Origin of the sequence: Colwellia demingiae, from assembly GCF_007954275.1 — a bacterium.
GTDB lineage: Bacteria > Pseudomonadota > Gammaproteobacteria > Enterobacterales > Alteromonadaceae > Colwellia > Colwellia demingiae.
This window is the reverse complement of record NZ_VOLT01000011.1, coordinates 118,768-137,325: the sequence shown is the minus strand read 5'-3', so window position 1 is coordinate 137,325 and position 18,558 is coordinate 118,768. Positions and strand designations below refer to the sequence as shown.

Annotated in this window: 16 protein-coding genes; 1 reads left to right on the top strand and 15 read right to left on the bottom strand. The window is 36.2% G+C overall.

The window, feature by feature from the left end; all coding sequences use genetic code 11:
• Nucleotides 1-474: 474 nt before the first annotated feature.
• The 15 genes from ESZ36_RS18645 to yejK form a co-directional block, all read right to left on the bottom strand.
• Complete coding sequence (locus tag ESZ36_RS18645; protein WP_146790653.1) at nt 475-1,716, bottom strand: tyrosine-type recombinase/integrase; 1,242 nt, start codon at nt 1,714-1,716, stop codon at nt 475-477.
• Between the two features lie 1,079 nt (nt 1,717-2,795).
• Nucleotides 2,796-4,151 (bottom strand): MBL fold metallo-hydrolase RNA specificity domain-containing protein, encoded by a 1,356-nt coding sequence (locus ESZ36_RS18640; RefSeq protein WP_146790651.1) that lies wholly within the window; start codon nt 4,149-4,151, stop codon nt 2,796-2,798.
• 61 nt (nt 4,152-4,212) lie between these two features.
• Entirely contained in the window at nt 4,213-4,650 is a 438-nt protein-coding gene (locus ESZ36_RS18635) for a universal stress protein (protein ID WP_146790649.1), read from the bottom strand.
• Nucleotides 4,651-4,684: 34 nt separating this feature from the next.
• Nucleotides 4,685-5,158 (bottom strand): cytochrome C, encoded by a 474-nt coding sequence (locus ESZ36_RS18630; RefSeq protein WP_146790647.1) that lies wholly within the window; start codon nt 5,156-5,158, stop codon nt 4,685-4,687.
• A gap of 404 nt (nt 5,159-5,562) precedes the next feature.
• Nucleotides 5,563-5,775 carry an acetyltransferase gene (locus tag ESZ36_RS18625; protein WP_146790645.1) on the bottom strand — a complete coding sequence of 71 codons (213 nt, stop codon included), beginning with the start codon at nt 5,773-5,775 and terminating at the stop codon, nt 5,563-5,565.
• Nucleotides 5,776-5,997: 222 nt separating this feature from the next.
• Nucleotides 5,998-6,216 carry a hypothetical protein gene (locus ESZ36_RS18620; protein ID WP_246129170.1) on the bottom strand — a complete coding sequence of 73 codons (219 nt, stop codon included), beginning with the start codon at nt 6,214-6,216 and terminating at the stop codon, nt 5,998-6,000.
• A gap of 317 nt (nt 6,217-6,533) precedes the next feature.
• Nucleotides 6,534-7,100 carry a tellurite resistance methyltransferase TehB gene (tehB, locus tag ESZ36_RS18615; RefSeq protein WP_146790642.1) on the bottom strand — a complete coding sequence of 189 codons (567 nt, stop codon included), beginning with the start codon at nt 7,098-7,100 and terminating at the stop codon, nt 6,534-6,536.
• A 105-nt stretch (nt 7,101-7,205) separates the two neighbouring features.
• Nucleotides 7,206-8,150, bottom strand: a complete 945-nt coding sequence (locus tag ESZ36_RS18610; protein ID WP_146790639.1) for a DUF7281 domain-containing protein — start codon at nt 8,148-8,150, stop codon at nt 7,206-7,208.
• A 57-nt stretch (nt 8,151-8,207) separates the two neighbouring features.
• On the bottom strand, nt 8,208-9,476 hold the full coding sequence (locus tag ESZ36_RS18605; RefSeq protein WP_146790638.1) for a hypothetical protein: 1,269 nt from the start codon (nt 9,474-9,476) through the stop codon (nt 8,208-8,210).
• 61 nt (nt 9,477-9,537) lie between these two features.
• On the bottom strand, nt 9,538-10,161 hold the full coding sequence (locus tag ESZ36_RS18600; protein ID WP_146790636.1) for a hypothetical protein: 624 nt from the start codon (nt 10,159-10,161) through the stop codon (nt 9,538-9,540).
• A complete protein-coding gene (locus ESZ36_RS18595; RefSeq protein ID WP_146790634.1) occupies nt 10,154-13,921 on the bottom strand; it encodes an ATP-binding protein in 3,768 nt (1,255 codons plus the stop codon). Before ESZ36_RS18595 ends, ESZ36_RS18600 begins: the two co-directional genes overlap by 8 nt.
• Before the next feature lie 43 nt (nt 13,922-13,964).
• Nucleotides 13,965-14,831 (bottom strand): M23 family metallopeptidase, encoded by an 867-nt coding sequence (locus ESZ36_RS18590; RefSeq protein ID WP_146790632.1) that lies wholly within the window; start codon nt 14,829-14,831, stop codon nt 13,965-13,967.
• Complete coding sequence (locus tag ESZ36_RS18585) at nt 14,824-15,714, bottom strand: 6-carboxytetrahydropterin synthase (protein WP_146790630.1); 891 nt, start codon at nt 15,712-15,714, stop codon at nt 14,824-14,826. Before ESZ36_RS18585 ends, ESZ36_RS18590 begins: the two co-directional genes overlap by 8 nt.
• Nucleotides 15,715-15,851: 137 nt before the next feature.
• Nucleotides 15,852-16,919 carry a dihydroorotase gene (pyrC, locus tag ESZ36_RS18580; protein WP_146790628.1) on the bottom strand — a complete coding sequence of 356 codons (1,068 nt, stop codon included), beginning with the start codon at nt 16,917-16,919 and terminating at the stop codon, nt 15,852-15,854.
• Between the two features lie 194 nt (nt 16,920-17,113).
• Complete coding sequence (gene yejK, locus ESZ36_RS18575) at nt 17,114-18,169, bottom strand: nucleoid-associated protein YejK (protein WP_146790626.1); 1,056 nt, start codon at nt 18,167-18,169, stop codon at nt 17,114-17,116.
• A gap of 89 nt (nt 18,170-18,258) precedes the next feature.
• On the opposite strand from yejK, the gene ESZ36_RS18570 reads away from it, so the two are divergent.
• Complete coding sequence (locus ESZ36_RS18570) at nt 18,259-18,522, top strand: YejL family protein (protein WP_425457419.1); 264 nt, start codon at nt 18,259-18,261, stop codon at nt 18,520-18,522.
• Nucleotides 18,523-18,558: the final 36 nt, after the last annotated feature.

Genomic DNA, 18,558 nt, shown 5'->3' with positions numbered 1-18,558 from the left:
GTTAATTTTCATTAAATTGCACAAGACAAACTGGTGTTAGTTTAACTAATTAATTCAAGCCCTAACTGTGATGTTAGGGCTTTTTTGTATATCAACAGAAAATCGTTTATAAAATTCTATAAACATCTGAATTAATTCAATAAATCACGCTGCAATTAAGGAAATGTTAGTAGGGCGCTTTAGCATGAATTTCTGTATACATTTCATCTCTTTTGCAGCTTATTTAGACTATCAATACGTTTTTTAGCGATAATTTTATATTGCTTAAATTACGATATTTAACAACCAATCCCTTTATGAATAGTACTTGTGGCGTGTTTAGTATAAATATTAGCCTGACGCTACGTGAATTCTAATAAAGTTTGTCGGTGATTACGGGTTAATAATTACATAGCAACTTGTTTTAGTTGACGATATTCGTCACGTTATTTAATGCTATGTTAATTCACCTGAGATTGCTGCTGCCAAGCTTACCTAATCAACCTTTCTTCTTTTACCACTTTCAGCACGTTTCTTGTTTTCACTTTGAACATAGACAGTATCGGTTGTTGCCATACTTGCATGACCAAGATCTTCAGAAATATCCTTAAGAGGGCGCCCACGTTCAATTTCCATACTTGCTCCGGTATGCCTTAACCAATGGGCAGACGCTTCTTTCAATTTTAAAGCCTTATTTTCACCTTCCGATCTACGCATATTCTCATGCGCTTGGTCAAAAACACTTTGTACTAAACGTCGTAAATGTCGAGATGTCATACCGCCTTGACCACGTACTTTTTCAACAAGAATCGAATTTTCATTACTTGATGGCAAACCTAATAAACCACGAGAAGAACGATAACGCTCTAAAAAGGGTAAAAAGTCGATAGGAACGGTGATATCACGTAACTTACGGCTTTTACCAAATACTTTAAGCCACCAATTTTCATCGTCATCTTGCCAAAAGTGTCCCATTGTTGGGGACCAATTTGGTCGCTCAGATAGTTCTGAAATCCTTAAAAAGAGAGTTTTTAATGCCGCAATAACAAATAAATTGCGTTCAAACATGGGATCTTCATCAGCCATAGCAACAGCAGTGTCTAAAACATATTGCCATTGACTAGCGGTTAAACGTTTAATTTCTTTTACTTGTGAATCAATTATAAAGTGACGGCAATCTTTTTTAGCAATTTGCGCAGGGTTACCAATACAAAAATCTTCAGCCATTAAGTAGTTATAAAAAACGATAATGGCGGTAAACATTGATGAAAGTGTTTGTTGTGATGGACGATATTTTTTCTTATCAATAACATAGTCAGATTTTAGACTTTTAGGAGCTTGAATTTTGTATGGAAACCAAAGTTCATTAGCTGCAGAATAACCATTAGTTATTTTGAAACGTTCTTGGTTTGATGTACCAATCCAGTCAACTGGTGGTTGCCAACAAAAGTCAGCATATTCAAGTAAGTCTGATTTACGTAACTGATCGATTGGTTTTTTCTTTTCAATGAATGACCACAAAAGAAAACGTTCAACGTCATTTCTAAATCGCTCATATGTATGTGCAGATTTGTTTCTACCAATATAGGTTAGGAAAATCTTTCCCCAATTAAATTGTTCAAGCCACCAGGGTTCATTTGATGAAAATATTTTATCTAACTCAGGATAGTCATCAAAATCGAAATCACATAAATCAACGTATGGTGGATATAAAGGGACAGGCTTATTTAATAACATTATTTGTAAAACCAAGCAGATAAGGCAGATGAAGCTAGTTTAAATCATTATACCCACTATGTCCAATACTGAAGAGTATCGGACATAGTGGGTGGTGTTTCCTATGCTCTACTTATTCAGATTACCCTTGTTCAGGCTTTATTACTAGATTGGTACTGTCAGCACACTAATCGTAAACATATAGTCTTAAAGCGCTATACGAACATTTCCGCCATTTAGTATTTATAAATATACAGTTTTGAAAATACCACTTTAATTTTATTTTAGATTCACTCTTCGTATTTCAAGCGGTAAATTCTCATTTTCTAATCGTGCGCTACGTGCATGAAATAAATTTTAGTGTAACTTACCTCGTTATTTTTCACACACATGACGATGGAATCTTTAACAAATCCTTGAACTGCTGATTTAACTAAAAAGTTAGCTGGCAATTGAATAACATTAGCTCAGCGTAATTTGAAAATACGAAGTTGGATTTAATCTTTCTACTGTATTTTTAATTTTATCATTATTGCTTCACAATGATTTTTTACACTGCGTCTTGATTACCAACTTGATTACGGCTGTTATCATCACTTGATGTGTAAACCAGTTTACTGGTGGCTAATATTTTATTGGTAACTATCTAATTATAACTTCTAACTCTTATCACTACATATGGTTCCAATGACTTTCACAACGCTAACGTGTAATCAGTGCCTGGACTATTAGTAATATCCTACATCAACCCATGTTTACATTTTTGAATCTATGTCTTGCGTTTACATCTCAATATCACATCTCAACAATGTTACGATTTCATTTATCTATTCTTAACATTGTAGTTTTAGACTTGATAAAATAACAATAATATCAATGCTTCGCTATTTCACACTAAGTTGCTATAAATGGTTAAAATGTAATTTTAGTCGTTAATTTAATGATAAATTCATTCGTTAACAGCATGAAATACACCTGATATCTGTGATGACATTAATAATACAAAGGCAGAAAACACTCACTTATTTGTCATTTTTACCTATTTAAACATGGTTATAAGTATGATTTTACTACTTAACCACCCTGCTTCCATGCCCATTTTATAGCCGTAATATTTCATGATATTTGGCAACATCAACATCAAACTGAGTATGTTGCATTAAATGGTCACGCATCGATTCACTGGCTTCTGGCTCACCGTGGACCAGTAGAACTTTAGTTTTGGGATGTAATTTCGAAATCTGCAACCACTGGGTAATATCCTCATAATCACCATGGCCCGATAATCCATGCAATACTTCAACTCTCGCTTTGACTGGTAACCACTTGCCATGTATTTTTACATTGTCCTTTCCAGCCAACATTTTGGCCCCTCGGGTACCGCCAGAAAGGTAACCGGTGAATAATACCGTAGTACGATAATCATCTAATAAACGTTTCAGATGATGCAAAATTCGTCCACCAGTAGCCATGCCACTACCGGCTATAATAATATGAGGCATAATCAATTCAGATAACGCTTTCGATTCGTCCACTGTTCTAGTGAACGTTGCAACATTACACATTTCAAGGCATTGTTCGTTGCTTAGCCGATTCAAATCAAAATGTTCACAATAAATATTGAAAACATTGATCGCCATGGGACTATCAAGATAAACAGGTAACTTAGGAATGAGTTCTTTTTTCATCAAGGTTGCGAGCATATGTTGCACGGCTTCGGTTCTTCCCACAGCAAAACTCGGTATTAAAAGTACGCCTCCTTTTTTAGCTGTTGAATTTACAATTTCAGCAAGTTGTTCAAAAGCATCTTCCTTATCATGTAGTCGATTGCCATAAGTTGACTCAAGGAGTAATAAATCTAGTGCAGGAAGTGGTTTCGGCGGATACATGATAATGTCATCGGGACGTCCAACATCACCTGAAAATCCGACACGTTTACCATCAGCTTTTAGGATCACACTCGCAGCTCCTAATATGTGCCCAGCACTTTGCAATTCTATGTCTATATCACCAATTTTAAATTCTTCATTGAAGTCTACTGCTTTAAACAGGGATAGACATGCCTCGGCTGTTGCCTTGTCATATAAAGGTTCCGGATTTTCATGTCTACTAATTTTGTGTTTGCCATAAAATTTAGCATCGTCTTCTTGTATATGACCACTATCGGGTAGCAAAATAGAGCATAAACTAATCGTAGCTTGATGAGCATAAACGCGGCCACGAAAACCTTGTTTATAGAGAGCGGGAATAAATCCTGAATGATCTAGATGTGCATGGGTAAGCACTATGGCGTCTAAGCTTTTTAAATCTAGTGGTAATGGTTCTCTGTTTCTTGCTCGAAGCCATTTATAACCTTGATATAATCCGCAATCAACCAAAATATTGGTGGTACTTGTTTCTACAAAATATTTTGAACCGGTTACTGTTCCAGTACCACCCAAAAATGTAATATTCATCGAAAAACCTCACTAATTGTTAGATAACCGGTTAGCTATGGTCGAGATTAAACTAGGAAAATTATGGAACTAATACAATTGGTATACCGACAGTATGAGCAAGTTTATTCGCTACACTTCCAAATAAAGTATCAGCAATACAAGATCTACCTTGGCGGCCAACAAATAACATAACGGCATTTGTATCTTCAACTTGTTCTTTTAATATAACTGCTGGATCACCCCAAAGTAATTCAGTGGTAATATTCAGCGTTAAGCTATTATATTTTTCTACCAATGGCGTTAATACTTTCGCCCTAACTGTTATTTCTTCCGCTTCCTTATCTAATACAGGGGGAGCTGCACCCTCAATTATCATTGGGTGCAAATATGGCCAATCTATCACAGTAACTAGCTTTACTTTAGCATGCGTTTTTTCAGCTAAATGAATTGCCCGATCAGCAGCACGTTCTCCCCACTCACCTCCATCAACGGCTACTAGATATAATGATTTACTCATTTTAATTCTCCTTATAATTAGTTATAAATACGATTTACTTAACTCCCTCGTTATAACCATAATACGGATAATCACTTCTTCTAAAGGGAGTTAATTCATAACTCGACTGTAAAAAAGTTACTAGGTTTACCAATTCAGTGACTGTCATTACATCGTTATAAACCGTCATTTTAGACACACCCTCAGTTTGAATACTGTTAAGTTTATAGCCTTTTGCAAATTTATGAGATGGATTTATGACTGAGGTAAGTAAATCAGCGTAAGTTTTCACTTTGGTTGTTTTTCCACCAAGGTACACCGAGAATTCGGAGTTATCATTTCCCTCAGGTAGTGGCTCTAATCCATCTATACTATGACATGCTAAACATTGGTATTTTAAAAAGACAACTTTGCCTTCTTCACTATTTCCTTCGGGTAAACTAAAACCCTTAGGCGATTCAGGTCCTAAATCACAGCTGAATAAGCCAACTGCAACGAGTGCAAATATACATAATGTTGAATATTTCATATTCCCTCCTAAATTTTAAATATTTAAGGAATACTAAGATCTTAGTTTGCTGCTTGTTTTTTAGACAGTAACTATGTTTAATTATCTTGAGGTAGATCAATTTTTATTCAGTTAACTTGAATGGCGAAGAAAAATTGAATTTTGGCTGGTGACGTATTTTGTTTAACAAACAACTTATCAATTCAATAAATATCAAATAGCCCATTAATAGTAAATTGGCAACCTAGGTGGTGGTGCAATTACTAAAAATGGAAACAGCGTAGATCATCTTTGTGTACTAATAAGCGCTGTATTTGATATTGAATTGAATCAGTTTGAAAATAGATTTATCGCTCAATATTTTGGTTCTTGATTATATATTAAAGATCTCGAAGACAATATAATGCCCTAACACACCTGAGTAGTTATTTATGCTCTCGATATTTCGGATCCGTCCAACACTTAGGTAGCTCTTCTCCTGAAAGAAAGATTAAATCCACTTTATTAAACTCTTGTGGATCTTGTAATTCTTCACCTACTTGGTAACTTCCTAAAATTTTATCATGAAATAAATTAGTTAAATCACAAAGTCTTTCTACATCTACAATATCGCCGTTATTTCTATTTTTTAAAAACATACCAAACTCCTAGGGATCAAACTTTTTCGATCCTTTATCAATACATCTAAAGTATAGAGCCAAATAACCAAAATTACGCATCGACAGAATTATTATGTTAGCTCAAGAACCAACTTGCTAATAAGCAAACTTTTAATATATTTCGATAAATCGGACATGTGGCTATCCGTACGGACAAGCGCCGTAACGCATCGGTTTTCAGCGTGAAGGTTTCAACCTTTACTATAATGTGTATATATCAGCGTCTGAGCGTTTATGCATTTCACCTCGGTCAATTAAGCCATTAATTGCCGTTTGTACCTGATCAATATTGTGAGAGTATCTTTCATTGGCAAGCCACTGATTACATATACGTTGTGCTGAAGCTGATGCGGTCGGGTGCACTGAAAGGTAATTGATAATACCTGTTTGGATTTCACTGTGGATGTCTACCATTTTCATTATCACTATCCTCATGTTATAACGTTACATAAATAAGTTTAGTCTGATTTATTGCATTTTTCCTGCGCTTAATAGCTTTACCTTTTACATGTTAACTACGATGAGTCGTAATTAGATCTACATCAACCTAATCACTAAATAGAAATATTGAAAATAATCTAATTCGGATATCTGAACTCAGTTCGGGTGTCACCAGTACCCGAAACTCTATTTCCATTATTCACTATATAAAAAAGCCTCAATAAAGAGGCTTGGATGAGAGTTGGTGATTAAGTTAGTTACTATTCGACTGACTTAATATAGATGCTGCTGAAATTTTAGCTAGATTTCCGCGCCAATATAGTCGCAAACTGTAATTTAGCGCCATTGTGCATAGTACCTACATCTTCATTATACTTAATCAGCTCCCATCCTTCATAAGCTTCACGTAATTGATCCGTTTTTAGGGTAAATGGGAAACCAACTGGGCATGGGTGTTCTTCAGTACTCATGGCGCAAACAATCAAGTTATAACCACCTGCAAGAGTGCGTTTTTGCATATCGGCAAGAATATCATCAACACGAGTTGGGTCCATAAACATTAACGTTACGGTACAGCTAATAAATCCATAGTCCTCACCAAAATTTGCATTATTTATGTCGTATACCTTAGCCTTAATATTATCCATCTTCTCTTCATTAATAATACTTTGCAGCATATTAATGGCACCGGGATTAGCATCTATTGCGGTTACGTTAAATCCGAGTTGGCCAAGGTGCACAGCATTACGCCCATTCGAACACCCCATATCTAACGTATCGCACGGCTCAATAATTTTACACGCTTCTACCACTTCACTATGAGCAGGGTTTAAACCGTAACGGCTATTTAGATCAACTACCATGATAACTCTTAATTTTTTGAAATTAGGACGATTATCTTACTACTAATCTCGCCTAATTAACCTTGAATGGGCACCTTTTGATGAGGTAGATCAATGTTTATTTTGTTAAGTTAGTTCGATCAAGACTAAGGCTACATTGTGCTTAAGTATGTGTTCTTGTTTAAGCGTTTTTCTATAGGTTCGTAGGTTTAAAAATATATTTTCCCAGCAATCAATTTTTTGACTAGGAATATTGCTCAGCTGTTCTTGTAAAAAAGAGATTGAAGCGCCCTGCTTATACCATTCTTGTTCAGTACCAGATAAAGGCATGGCAAGGTCGTCAATATTTTTAATAGTTAACCAATAATCTGCATCGCTGGTTAACGCAATTTCAATACCTTTTGGATCCACATCACTAAAGCAAACTAAGGGTACTTTTCCCTTAAAGCGACGGAAAAATTGATAACTGGTATTTGATGTTTGCTGCGCTTTAACATCACCACGATAAAGCCACAAAGCCTGAGTTAGATCTAAATTATTACTAAGGCAATTTGTATTGGAAATTTTATTATTAAGGGATGCTAAATTAATCGAGGTTAAGTTTGCCATTACGGCAAGGTTTTCAACTAGAACGATGGATGTGTGTTCAACAGATTGAATATCATCTGCTTTTATATACATACCTAATGACGTTAATGGAGATATTTCATGACAGTTTTGGTTAACGTTAAGTTCTGACAGGCTGTTGATCAATATAAAATCTTTGCTAACGGCATAACTATTGTCTTTTTCATTTCGAAATTTTTCTGAGGTGGTCAGTCTATCTTCTTTAATCGGATAAGGGTCTTGTCTTATATCAAGACTAAGCGCGCTTTGAATTTCGTCACTCAGTGCTAGAAGATTATCGAGTGTAAAGCTTAACCATTGTTTGTTAATATCGAGCTGACCAAAATTATATTCTTCATAGAGCTTTGTTGCTAAAGCTGAATTTTTTATCTGACCACCCTGTCGATATTTTTGAAATTTATCTTGGGTAAAATTATAAAGTTGTTTATTCATTACTGTTTTCATTTTGCATTCCTTTGCTACAATTTAAAACTAACTTAATAAAAACGTTAAGTATTTTAACTAAGCGCTTAATTCAGTTTTTAATTCGCCTCTTAGTTCGATAACTACATCACTATAACGATAATTATCAGTGGTACCGGTAACAGCAACGCCTTTCATTTTTATATTCAGTGCATTTTGTTGTGCGCTGGTTAACTTACAGTAACAACTAAACACTAACTCTATCCAGGCTTTGGGTGCAATGCTTTGTGACTGATCAAGCCAAGAGTCTTGGTATTCTTGGTAAAAACTTAACGCTGAAACCGCGCTATTATTAATGATCACGTGCTCGAATAATAATTCGGTTTGTTGCTCAAAAAAATCTTCTTCCGCGGCAAGCCTTTCAATAGGTTTTACGCTAACTTCACCTGTAACTCTTGTTTTAATTGGGGTAACGACACTTTGCTTACGCAGTGACTGTACCAATTCTAGTAAGGGTTGTTCAATATCTGTTTGCTTGGTATCAACATAACTTCGCAGTGGCATCGGCGGCGAATATTTGAGTGTTTCGGGTAAACTTGGCAGTTCAAAAAGGTTTTCATCAAGGTCAAATTCAGGGTGTTTACGTAAGAAACGTGCCATGTTTCGTAATTGACTGGCCTGCTTTTCATCTCGACGTAAGCGAAACAAGCTAATGCGCATATTATCAATAATCAAACGCAGCTTTGGTAATATTTGGTTATACCAGTAAACAAAACTCGAAATTTTACGGGCGAATTCATTAGGACACGCCCAATCTAGCCATTCGTAACAGTCTTGCGGGTCAATTTGCTGCAGTTCATTTAACAATTTTTGCGCGTGTGAAAGATAACGTTCATTTTGTCGTATTTTATTAGACAAGCTACTAACAAAACCAAACTGGCTAACAATAGCAAAATGCATAGTATCTAAGTTATTGTTTAAACTGTCTTTAGTTTCGTAAAGTAAATCATCAAGTTGATCTAAATAATACTCGGCATCTTCTTGCTCTTTGGCCTTTGTCGCCAATTCGTAATCTTTTGCTACTTCATCAATCGCATCAATCACTTTACCCATATCGGTAAGTTGTCGATAGCTTGATTGTTTGCGCATCAGTCGATTTAACATGCGCTTAAGATCGGTTGTTACTCGATATTCACCAGGAGAATCATCAGGTCTAATCAAGCCAGATTTATGCAACAAACTAAGGGTGTTAGCATCTTGATCGTCACTTGCTATAGAGCCATAAACATAGGCACTAGCGAGTAAGTCATTGTATGCACCAATTTGTCTGAGCAAACTTGCAACTTGAGATGAATCAAAACCAGCCATTAACGTTCTCCATTAAAGCTTTTGTTAAAACTGCCATTAAGACTTGTCATCAAAACGTCCATTAAAAAAGCAGCTCATCTTGTTGGCTTTTTTCTTGTTCAGGTAAAGTGACTAACTCGGCATCATTTAAGAATTCAATGAGTAAGTAAATTAAATCAAAACGTGCCGTAGCATAATACCTACTGCTGCCTGCATTTTTACGAACAAAGTAATGCATTTCTTCAAGTTTTTGAAAAACCATTACTAATTGCTCACGCGTTTCTGTTTTATTCGTTTTGAAAGGCTTTATCGAAGTCAACCGACGTAATTGTTCGCTTAGCGTTTGATCATGTTCAAAAGGTTCAAATAACTCATTGATATTAAGTACTGATTTAGCACGAATAGGTAAATCTGCTTGAGTGGCCGTTAACAATAAATCTAAAAACTCAACTAAGGGTCTAAAGGTATTACGCATTTCACTAAATAAAATACTGAGCTCGTGATGGTTGCTGTCATCCACTTGATTGAAGGTACAATAATAGGCATCAGCACTGTCGAGGTAAGTGAGTTTTCTATCTAAATTTGATAGAAAATCATTCACTTTATCGTTATTACTTTCTGCTTTTAAGTACAGATATTCTGCTTCATAAGCCGTTTGACAAATTACCGTGCCACACAACAGCTTTCGAATACTTTCTTTAAACATGATTTGACTCCCCTGATGTTTCCTTTTCAGGATCTTGTTCTGGCTCTTGTGGAGTAATGGCTGTCTTATTATTACGTTGGGCTAATAACTCATCTAAACGAGATTGTGGAATATCTGCATGGTAAATTTTATTGTCTTTTAATTTATAATGACGGTTATATAAGGATAAAATATGGCGATCAGTCGATGGTGAAGCAGATAACATACTGATATGGTTGTCATTAAACATTTTTAATAACAGGTCAATATTTTCAGCGGCCAGTTCACCTAATTCATCTACTGGCAAAATTATTTGGCTAGCATGTTTACTGTCACCACGTAACATAGCTAACAAACCAGCAAATAAAGACAACATAGCTAAATAAGATAAACCTGTAGAGCTTACTTTTTTAAGTTGCTTAGCATTACGCGCATGTTTCACTTGGCCTTTTTCGACAATGGTAAATTCTAAATCAAACAAATTATTGTGCGCTAAAACAAAACCTTCATTGGGTAAATAACTCGCCAACTTTTGCATGGCGAACACTAAATCATCGGGTACTTCACCAAGGCCATCACGTAATTGATCTTTATATAGCTCAAAAACTTCGGCAAATTTTTGCAATGGTCCCCAGTAATCTAACTCTTCTTGCTTCATTACCGTGGTGACATTGATATCAGCTAACGCTTCAAAATGCGCCAATGCAGTCACTTTGGTTGATAACAATTTACCAATACGTTTTATATTACGACCAAAGTTTTCGATGTGCTGATAAAACTCGTTGATCATGGTGGCATTCACAGTCACCAATTGATAAGTACTTTGCTGCTTTTGGTCTGCGCTATTTAATAACTCGCTAATAGGCTCACGATATTTAAACAGTGCTGTTGCGCCAGAGTAGTTATCGTTGTCGTGTAATAGCTTTTGCCAGTTTTCGAAAAGCTCACTACCGGAGTGATCTTTCCTAAAACGTTCACTAAAAGTATTTAACTGACTAGATAATCGTTTTTCAATGGTTTTAAATTGTTGGTAATAATCATGGAAAAAACTAACGGTTAAATCCGCTTGGTTGGCTGGTTCTTCATCACAAAGCTCACTGTTAATTGCTGACATTTCGCACAAGCGTTTATTATCATTGAGTTGCACTAATAAATCATCAGTGGCTTGTTTTTCTTGATTATTCTTTCTAATTAACTGTTTTAATTCGTTTATATTGGTTGTTAACTCAATACGGCTATCTTCATAATTTGTTTCTATATTACGTTTGATAATTTTTCTGTTTTGATTCTCTTCAGCCAACGCATCACGATGACAATAACGCTCATTCATAAAGCTGTTATAGTCGCGCGCCTTTTGTGCAAACACCGAACATTGCTGCAAGTCTTTTTCTAAAGTAACTCGCGTGGAAATACGTTTGTCTACTTCTCCTTCAGGATCAAGTTTTTCTATATCAATCGCTTGCTGTTTTTTAAGATCCAATAAACGTTGTTTGGTATTACTGAGCAGCGTTGATAGTTGCTCAGACAATAGTGTTACCTGATTGTCTCTATCACTTTCAACCACCATACTTTTTTCTAACTTGTCGTTAGTCAGTTCACGTAATTGCTCTGCTTTATTTTCTTCAAAGCTGTGCTGCTTTTTTTCTAGTGCTTTTAATTGTTGATGAAAGCTTTGTAATTGCGCCTCAATCGTTTGGCGGTGTGCTTTAATGGCCAACTGTTTTTTAACGACCAAGCTTTCTTGCTGCGTTTTTAATTGACCTAACGTTAGCTGTTGCTGATTCAAACTTTGTGCTTGTTCAGTTACCGTAACTTTGAGTTGATTAATTTCTTTGGCAATAAATTTTAACTGTTCATCAAGCTGTGAAATTTTATCTGTTTGCGTTTGTAACTTAGTTTCGATAACTTGACGCTTTTCTCGCAGCTGCGCTTCATCTAAAAATAAAGAATCATCACAAGGTAATTGTTGTAAATCTATTGATAAACCATAAAGGCTTGCCGGTGCGTTGTTACCATTATTGCTGCTTTCTACCCACTGTGGATTTAAATCAGACCGCGATAATTGTTCGGTAGTAAGCAAACGACCAATAGTGTCTTGCCAATTAGCGGCTTGAGGTTCATTAATAAGATAATGATGTAAAGAGTCGGCTTGCGGCAGCAGTTGTAATTCAACCTGGTGATAATCTTGTTTTAACTGTTCAAGATAACGATTAACTTCACTGCGTTGTGTCAGTTGCTGGTTTTGCTGTTTCTCTAATTGATATTGCTGCTTTTGTAATTCAGAGGCTTGTTGTACCAACTGATTAGTATTTTGTTGAGCTTGCGTTAAGGCAACAATGTTCGCTTCTATATCAGCGGTTAATTCCTGCGGTATTATTGGCTGAGCAAGTTGTTGGTTAGCCGTATCTACTTGATATTGTATTTGTTGCTGATCTTTCTGCAGCTTAAGCTCTTCTTTATGCAATTGGGCATTAAGCGCGTGCTCTTGCTGATGAAATACTTCATTAATATGTGATAATTGATCATTAGACTGAGTCGATATCTGGGCTGATTTTTCTTTATTGCTGTTGATGCCTTTAAGCTTTTCTACTTCCATTTGCTGAATAAGCTTATCGAATTTTTGTCCTATTTTACTAATATTACCTTCAAAGGCATCAATAACGGCGATCACTTCATTCAGTTCAGCTTGAATTTGTGGTGCTTGCTCAGCCTTAATTTGATAACTACTAGCATCATCATCATCATAATTAAGTTTATCTTCATCAAGTAGATCGATTTTACTTAAATCAGCTTCAATTTTAGCAATGAGATCAAATAAGGCTTTTTGATATTGTTCTGTGGTGTTTGCTAATTCTCTTTCGAGTTTGTTACGTGTTTCAATACTGCTTCTTTTAAGGGCATCTCTTTCTTGCTGTTTTATTTCAAGGCGTCCTTGATGCGAGATGATTTCAGCGTGAAGGTGTTGTAATTTATTGACTAAACTAGCAAAGGCGCTGAAATCGTTTTGCCAAACAGAAATTTTATCCGCGACTTTTTTAATGGCGCGACTGGCCTGAATATCAGCAAGCCAGTTAGTAATATCGGCTTTATTTAAACTGAGCTGTTCTTTTTCATCCGTGGTATCACGAGCAAGATGATCGCTAGCAATAGCGACTAACATACGTTTAACTGCTTCAAAATCTAGATTTTTTTCTATGGTTCCGTTAATCACTTTATCAATATGTGGACATGCCTGTTCACTAAAAGAAAAACGGTTTTGCAGTAATCTTATTTCTTTGTGTTTACGACCACTACGCAAATTTTGAATAACTTGACGGTATTTATCTATGCCTAAAAATTTGGAGCTTTCTTTACCAATATTACGGTAATTTTTTTCTATTTCATTGATAGTAAAAGGTTTAGCCTTACTACCTGTAATGCCGGAAATAAAATACTGACTGTCGTAACCGTCATCAATAAACTTAAAGTGCACACCTCTGCCATCACTAGTGGCTAATACTTGGCATTTTTGTCCGAAGGGTCTTGCGTATTCGTACACTAAAATACTGGATTCGCGCGGTAAATAAAAGTCGGCAAAGTTTTTTGCTTGGTCAACCTTGCTAACAATATCACTAGGTCGCATGCCATAAAAAAGTGGTAACAAACGCATTAGCGAGGTTTTACCTGCACCGTTTGTCCCTTCAAGTTGAGTGTGACCAGTTAAATCAAGTTCGTTTACCTGTCCTTGCCAAAAACTGTCGATAATAATGATGCGTAGCAGCGAATAGCCATGTTCTGCCATAGTGTGACCTTAGGAGATGTTATTTTAGTAATGTTGAGTAACGTTAAAGTAGAGGTTGTATTTTTAGTACAAGCGCAGGGTCAATTTTTACATTGAACCAGTTTATACGCCAATCTAAATGAGGTCCGGTTGCCCTGCCGCTTTTACCAACTGCAGCTACCACCTGCCCTTGTTCAACAGTATCACCTTGTTTTACATAGGAGTTACTTAAGTGTAAAAAAGTAGAGCTTACACCCTGACCATGATCAATTATCATGGTGCCACCCGAATAAAACATATCAGGTACCCAAAGTAATACCGTACCAGATGCCGGAGCTTGAACCGGATCGCCAGTGTTACCAGCATAATCTAAACCAAAGTGTGGGTTTTTAGGTACGCCGTTATAAACACGTTGGCTACCATATACGCCTGTAATTATCCCTTCAATGGGCGGAATAAAACCTTGGGCAAAATAGTTGAGTGAACTGGCAACTTTTCGAGCAGTTTTAACCTGCTTGCTGTCTTGTCTCGCTCTGGCAACCGATTTTGGGTTAGGTTGCATGATGCTTTTTTTAATACCTTCGATACGCTGAATATTATAACTACGTTTTTGTGGCATTAATGTTTTCTCTACCCGATCACCATTAACCGAGGTGATCACTAATTGATAGCTTTGCTTGTCGTCACGGGAAAAGCCAAAGGTATAATCACCGGACTTTGAAACGGTGATCACTTTACCATTTAAGGTTACTGTATTTTGCGCTAACGTTTTACCAACCAGTAAACCGCCCTGCTTAATTTCGCCGGTTAATGCTATCTGTTCTTGCTCTGCCAATACTTGAGAGCTGGCAGTAAAACTAGTGATAAGTGCTAAGGAAATTAAGGTTTTGCTCAATGTCTTAGTAAAGGTATTGTTTATTGGGTTAACCATGAACAATTGCCCCTTTAGCGACGCCTTCATAAGCAATAACTTTCACTTCATTATTTGCCAGTTCGCTATATTGCGCTTTTATTTGTCTTAAAATAAAGTCTGCTAATAATTCTACAGTCGAATCACAATCAACCACATCAAGGACTTTGCTATCGACGGCGATATCAAATCGACCTTGAGGTGCATGGTAACTAAAATATTGGTGATCGGGTGTTAAATTGTTTATTGCTTGAGCTGATAGCTGAATATCGCTGGCAGAAATTCTGTCAGCTTCACTGGCAATATAAATATCTTCCCAGCGCTGACACCAAGCTGCTTCTAGCTTAGCGCTTCTTTCGCCATCGACTAAAATTTGTATTTTAGAACGGTGACCATGTGCAATACGCTGGCAATTACCATCATGTAACTTTAAGCCATGAGTATAATGATAATAATCACTTGGAATATTTTCAGGACGCAATACTAGTGTCAAACCTTTTACGTTATCTGGCAAGTGCGCCAAAATAATAGCCGTTAAGTGTTTAGTCACCTCAGGTATCGTGATGGTTAAACAATCAATTGAGGCAAAAGCACACGCTGGAGATTGTAAATAGTAACTTGCTACATCAATGATAAAGTCTATCGTTTGATGACCGTCATTATGCGGCGATTCTGCCAAGGTTAATGCTTGCTCTTGAATAGGCAACAACAGTTTATGGTCAACAGCATCATCAATAATGGCCTTGATTTGCTTTTTTACCACGGCAAAATCTAGCACCATACTCATTTCATTTAACGACCCATCGAGAAGTACGTCAACAATCCAGCTCTCACCAACAATACCGCGCTGCTTACACAGGTATGAAAAATCAATAACGGTAAGATCGTCTACAAATAATTGCATTTTTTTCCTTAAATTAAACTCAGTTATACTTTTGCTTTCTACTTTTTTTATACGGGGTATACATAGCCCAAACTTTAGCTTTTATTTAGTCTTTACTATAATAAAAGCCTAAAGCCTAAGCTTAGTGGAAGTAATAATTAACCTTCTACTTGCCACAAAATATCTTCATCGGCACGAACAGGCACAACAACATCATCGCCAAAGGTCATAGTTGCGGGTACTAGCCATGCTTTTTTAACTAACGTTATTTTATCTGTGCTTACTGGTAATTGATAGAAGTTTGCACCATTAAGGCTGGCAAACGCTTCTAATTTATCAAGGGCATTTTCTTGTTCGAACACTTCAGCATATAACTCAATAGCTGCGTGGGCAGAATAAACACCAGCACAACCACAAGCTGACTCTTTAGCATGCTGTGCATGTGGCGCAGAGTCAGTACCTAAGAAGAATTTTTTGTCGCCGCTTGTTGCTGCTTCTATTAATGCTTGTTGATGAGTATTGCGTTTTAAAATAGGTAAACAGAAGTAATGCGGACGAATACCGCCAACTAACATGTGGTTACGGTTAAACAATAAATGATGAACGGTAATAGTAGCGCCAACATTGTCACCAGCAGCTTTAACAAAATCTACCGCATTTTTAGTGGTGATATGCTCTAACACGATTTTAAGATTAGGGTAGTTAGCAACTAACGGCTGTAAAATTGTATCAATGAACACTTGTTCTCTATCGAAAATATCAATATCAGCAGCGGTTACTTCGCCGTGAATTAATAATGGCATACCAACTGATTGCATTGCTGCAAACACGTCAGTTAAATTGGCAACATCAGTTACACCCGATGAAGAGTTTGTGGTTGCGCCGGCTGGGTATAGTTTTGCCGCATAAACTATACCTGATTCTTTCGCTTCAATAATATCTTGTGCGCTGGTGTTATCTGTTAAATATAAAACCATTAATGGCTTGAAATGAGCACTTGGTGCTGCAGCCATAATTCGCTGATAGTAACTTTCTGCTAAAGCTGCATCTGTTACAGGTGGTACTAAATTTGGCATAACAATAGCTCTACCAAAATAACGGCTAATATCAGCTACCGTGTTTTTTAATACGGCGCCGTCACGTAAATGTACATGCCAATCATCAGGACGAGCGATAGTTAGGGTTTTACTTAAGGTATTATTTGAGATATTGCTTTCATTTGTCATGAGTATTTCCAATTTTTCTAATTACAATTTATATACCATCAAAATACTAGTAATTCATCGATGAGTGATGTGACTCACCTTGATACTGTAGTAAGTGATTGTTATATATTATTTAAATTTTTTACTGTCGCATGATGCAATAAAAGTAACGCGATACTTTCTTGTAACGCGTTACGATGGTTATTGCTGTTTTATTACTCTTCTGGGCTCTGATCACTTTCGAGTAAAGCCATTAACTGTTCTTTTAAATTTGGTGGTACTTTATAGATTATTAGTGAGTCATTATGTGGATTATAAACGACATCTTGACCAAAATGACTGCGTTCAAAGCTTAAACTTATGCCATTACCGTAGCCTGAATATTTAGTGATTTTGTTAACCACAGCTTGTTCATGCGGAAACGATTCTTCAATTGGGTATGATTGCGTTTGGCAGAATTGATAGAAATCTTGTTCTGAACCTGCGCTTTCAATAACCTTCCCTACCTCTTGAAGTGATACATCTTGAGAGCTCGCTTTTTGCTCTTTACAGTAACTGAGCAAATCTTTACGTGTTTTTTGCTTCTCTGCTGGGTCTAGTTGATTAACTGAAACATAATCTTCGACAGCTTGTACTAATGTTTGTGTTTGCTCTTTCGAGTTTAAACCTTCTTCACAGCCTAAAAAATCTAGAAAGAAGTCAGACACTTTACGACCAGCTCTGCCTTTAACAAAAGAAATATAACGGTTGCCTTGGCTATTATCTTTGTAATCGAATAAATCAATTCGAGCTGCGAGTTGTAGTTTATTTGTATCTAGGTGCTGCGCGGCTGAAATATTTAACTCGCCGTCAACACTGTAATGCTCTGAAATAGGGATAACCGCAACAAATAAGTAACGACCACCCATGTATTCATAATGACATATAACAAAATAACCTGTCTCTTCTATGTCATATTTTTCGATTTCATTTTTTAATACATTGCCCGCTTGCACACTAAATTCATAAAAATTTTGTTGTTCAGTTAAGTAACTTTCCATTAAATCAACAAAGCGCGCTGAATCACCTTCACTAGGCATCGATGAAAAACTACCATAAGCCTTACTACCCTTTGCATTATAAATGGCATGTAAACCATCAACAAAGTTGGTGACTTTCGCATTTTCTTGTGCGAACTCAGTGTTTTCTGGCCCTAGGCGTAATACTACTTCACCTGTTTCTTCTTTTTTAGACAAAAAATGTAGTGCAATGTTATTAATTATTAAGCTCATATGATTCTTATGTTCAGTTACTGATGTTAATTAAAGTTAGTGTTCTGTACTGTATGACTGTTATTTTTATATCAGGTATATATTAAAGTGTGCAGGCATTTGATAAACTAGAGAAATTAAATTTATCATTAACGAAAACTATTATTATGCCTATTGTATCTAAATATTCGAACGAACGTGTAGAAAAAATTATCCAAGATTTGTTAGATGTTCTTGTGAAAGAAGAAGTAACGCCAGATTTAGCCCTAATGTGTTTAGGTAACGCTGTTACTAACATTATTGCCCAAGTACCTGAAAGCAAACGTGTTGCTGTTGTAGACAACTTTACTAAAGCCTTAAAACAATCGGTTTAAATCCTTTTATTTAATTTTACCTGCAACAATAAGAAT

What these genes read in the sequence shown, in the direction of transcription:
- ESZ36_RS18645 (WP_146790653.1), bottom strand. Translation starts at nt 1,716, where the DNA reads ATGTTATTAAATAAGCCTGTCCCTTTATATCCACCATACGTTGATTTA.
- ESZ36_RS18640 (WP_146790651.1), bottom strand. Translation starts at nt 4,151, where the DNA reads ATGAATATTACATTTTTGGGTGGTACTGGAACAGTAACCGGTTCAAAA.
- ESZ36_RS18635 (WP_146790649.1), bottom strand. Translation starts at nt 4,650, where the DNA reads ATGAGTAAATCATTATATCTAGTAGCCGTTGATGGAGGTGAGTGGGGA.
- ESZ36_RS18630 (WP_146790647.1), bottom strand. Translation starts at nt 5,158, where the DNA reads ATGAAATATTCAACATTATGTATATTTGCACTCGTTGCAGTTGGCTTA.
- ESZ36_RS18625 (WP_146790645.1), bottom strand. Translation starts at nt 5,775, where the DNA reads ATGTTTTTAAAAAATAGAAATAACGGCGATATTGTAGATGTAGAAAGA.
- ESZ36_RS18620 (WP_246129170.1), bottom strand. Translation starts at nt 6,216, where the DNA reads ATGAAAATGGTAGACATCCACAGTGAAATCCAAACAGGTATTATCAAT.
- tehB (WP_146790642.1), bottom strand. Translation starts at nt 7,100, where the DNA reads ATGGTAGTTGATCTAAATAGCCGTTACGGTTTAAACCCTGCTCATAGT.
- ESZ36_RS18610 (WP_146790639.1), bottom strand. Translation starts at nt 8,150, where the DNA reads ATGAAAACAGTAATGAATAAACAACTTTATAATTTTACCCAAGATAAA.
- ESZ36_RS18605 (WP_146790638.1), bottom strand. Translation starts at nt 9,476, where the DNA reads ATGGCTGGTTTTGATTCATCTCAAGTTGCAAGTTTGCTCAGACAAATT.
- ESZ36_RS18600 (WP_146790636.1), bottom strand. Translation starts at nt 10,161, where the DNA reads ATGTTTAAAGAAAGTATTCGAAAGCTGTTGTGTGGCACGGTAATTTGT.
- ESZ36_RS18595 (WP_146790634.1), bottom strand. Translation starts at nt 13,921, where the DNA reads ATGGCAGAACATGGCTATTCGCTGCTACGCATCATTATTATCGACAGT.
- ESZ36_RS18590 (WP_146790632.1), bottom strand. Translation starts at nt 14,831, where the DNA reads ATGGTTAACCCAATAAACAATACCTTTACTAAGACATTGAGCAAAACC.
- ESZ36_RS18585 (WP_146790630.1), bottom strand. Translation starts at nt 15,714, where the DNA reads ATGCAATTATTTGTAGACGATCTTACCGTTATTGATTTTTCATACCTG.
- pyrC (WP_146790628.1), bottom strand. Translation starts at nt 16,919, where the DNA reads ATGACAAATGAAAGCAATATCTCAAATAATACCTTAAGTAAAACCCTA.
- yejK (WP_146790626.1), bottom strand. Translation starts at nt 18,169, where the DNA reads ATGAGCTTAATAATTAATAACATTGCACTACATTTTTTGTCTAAAAAA.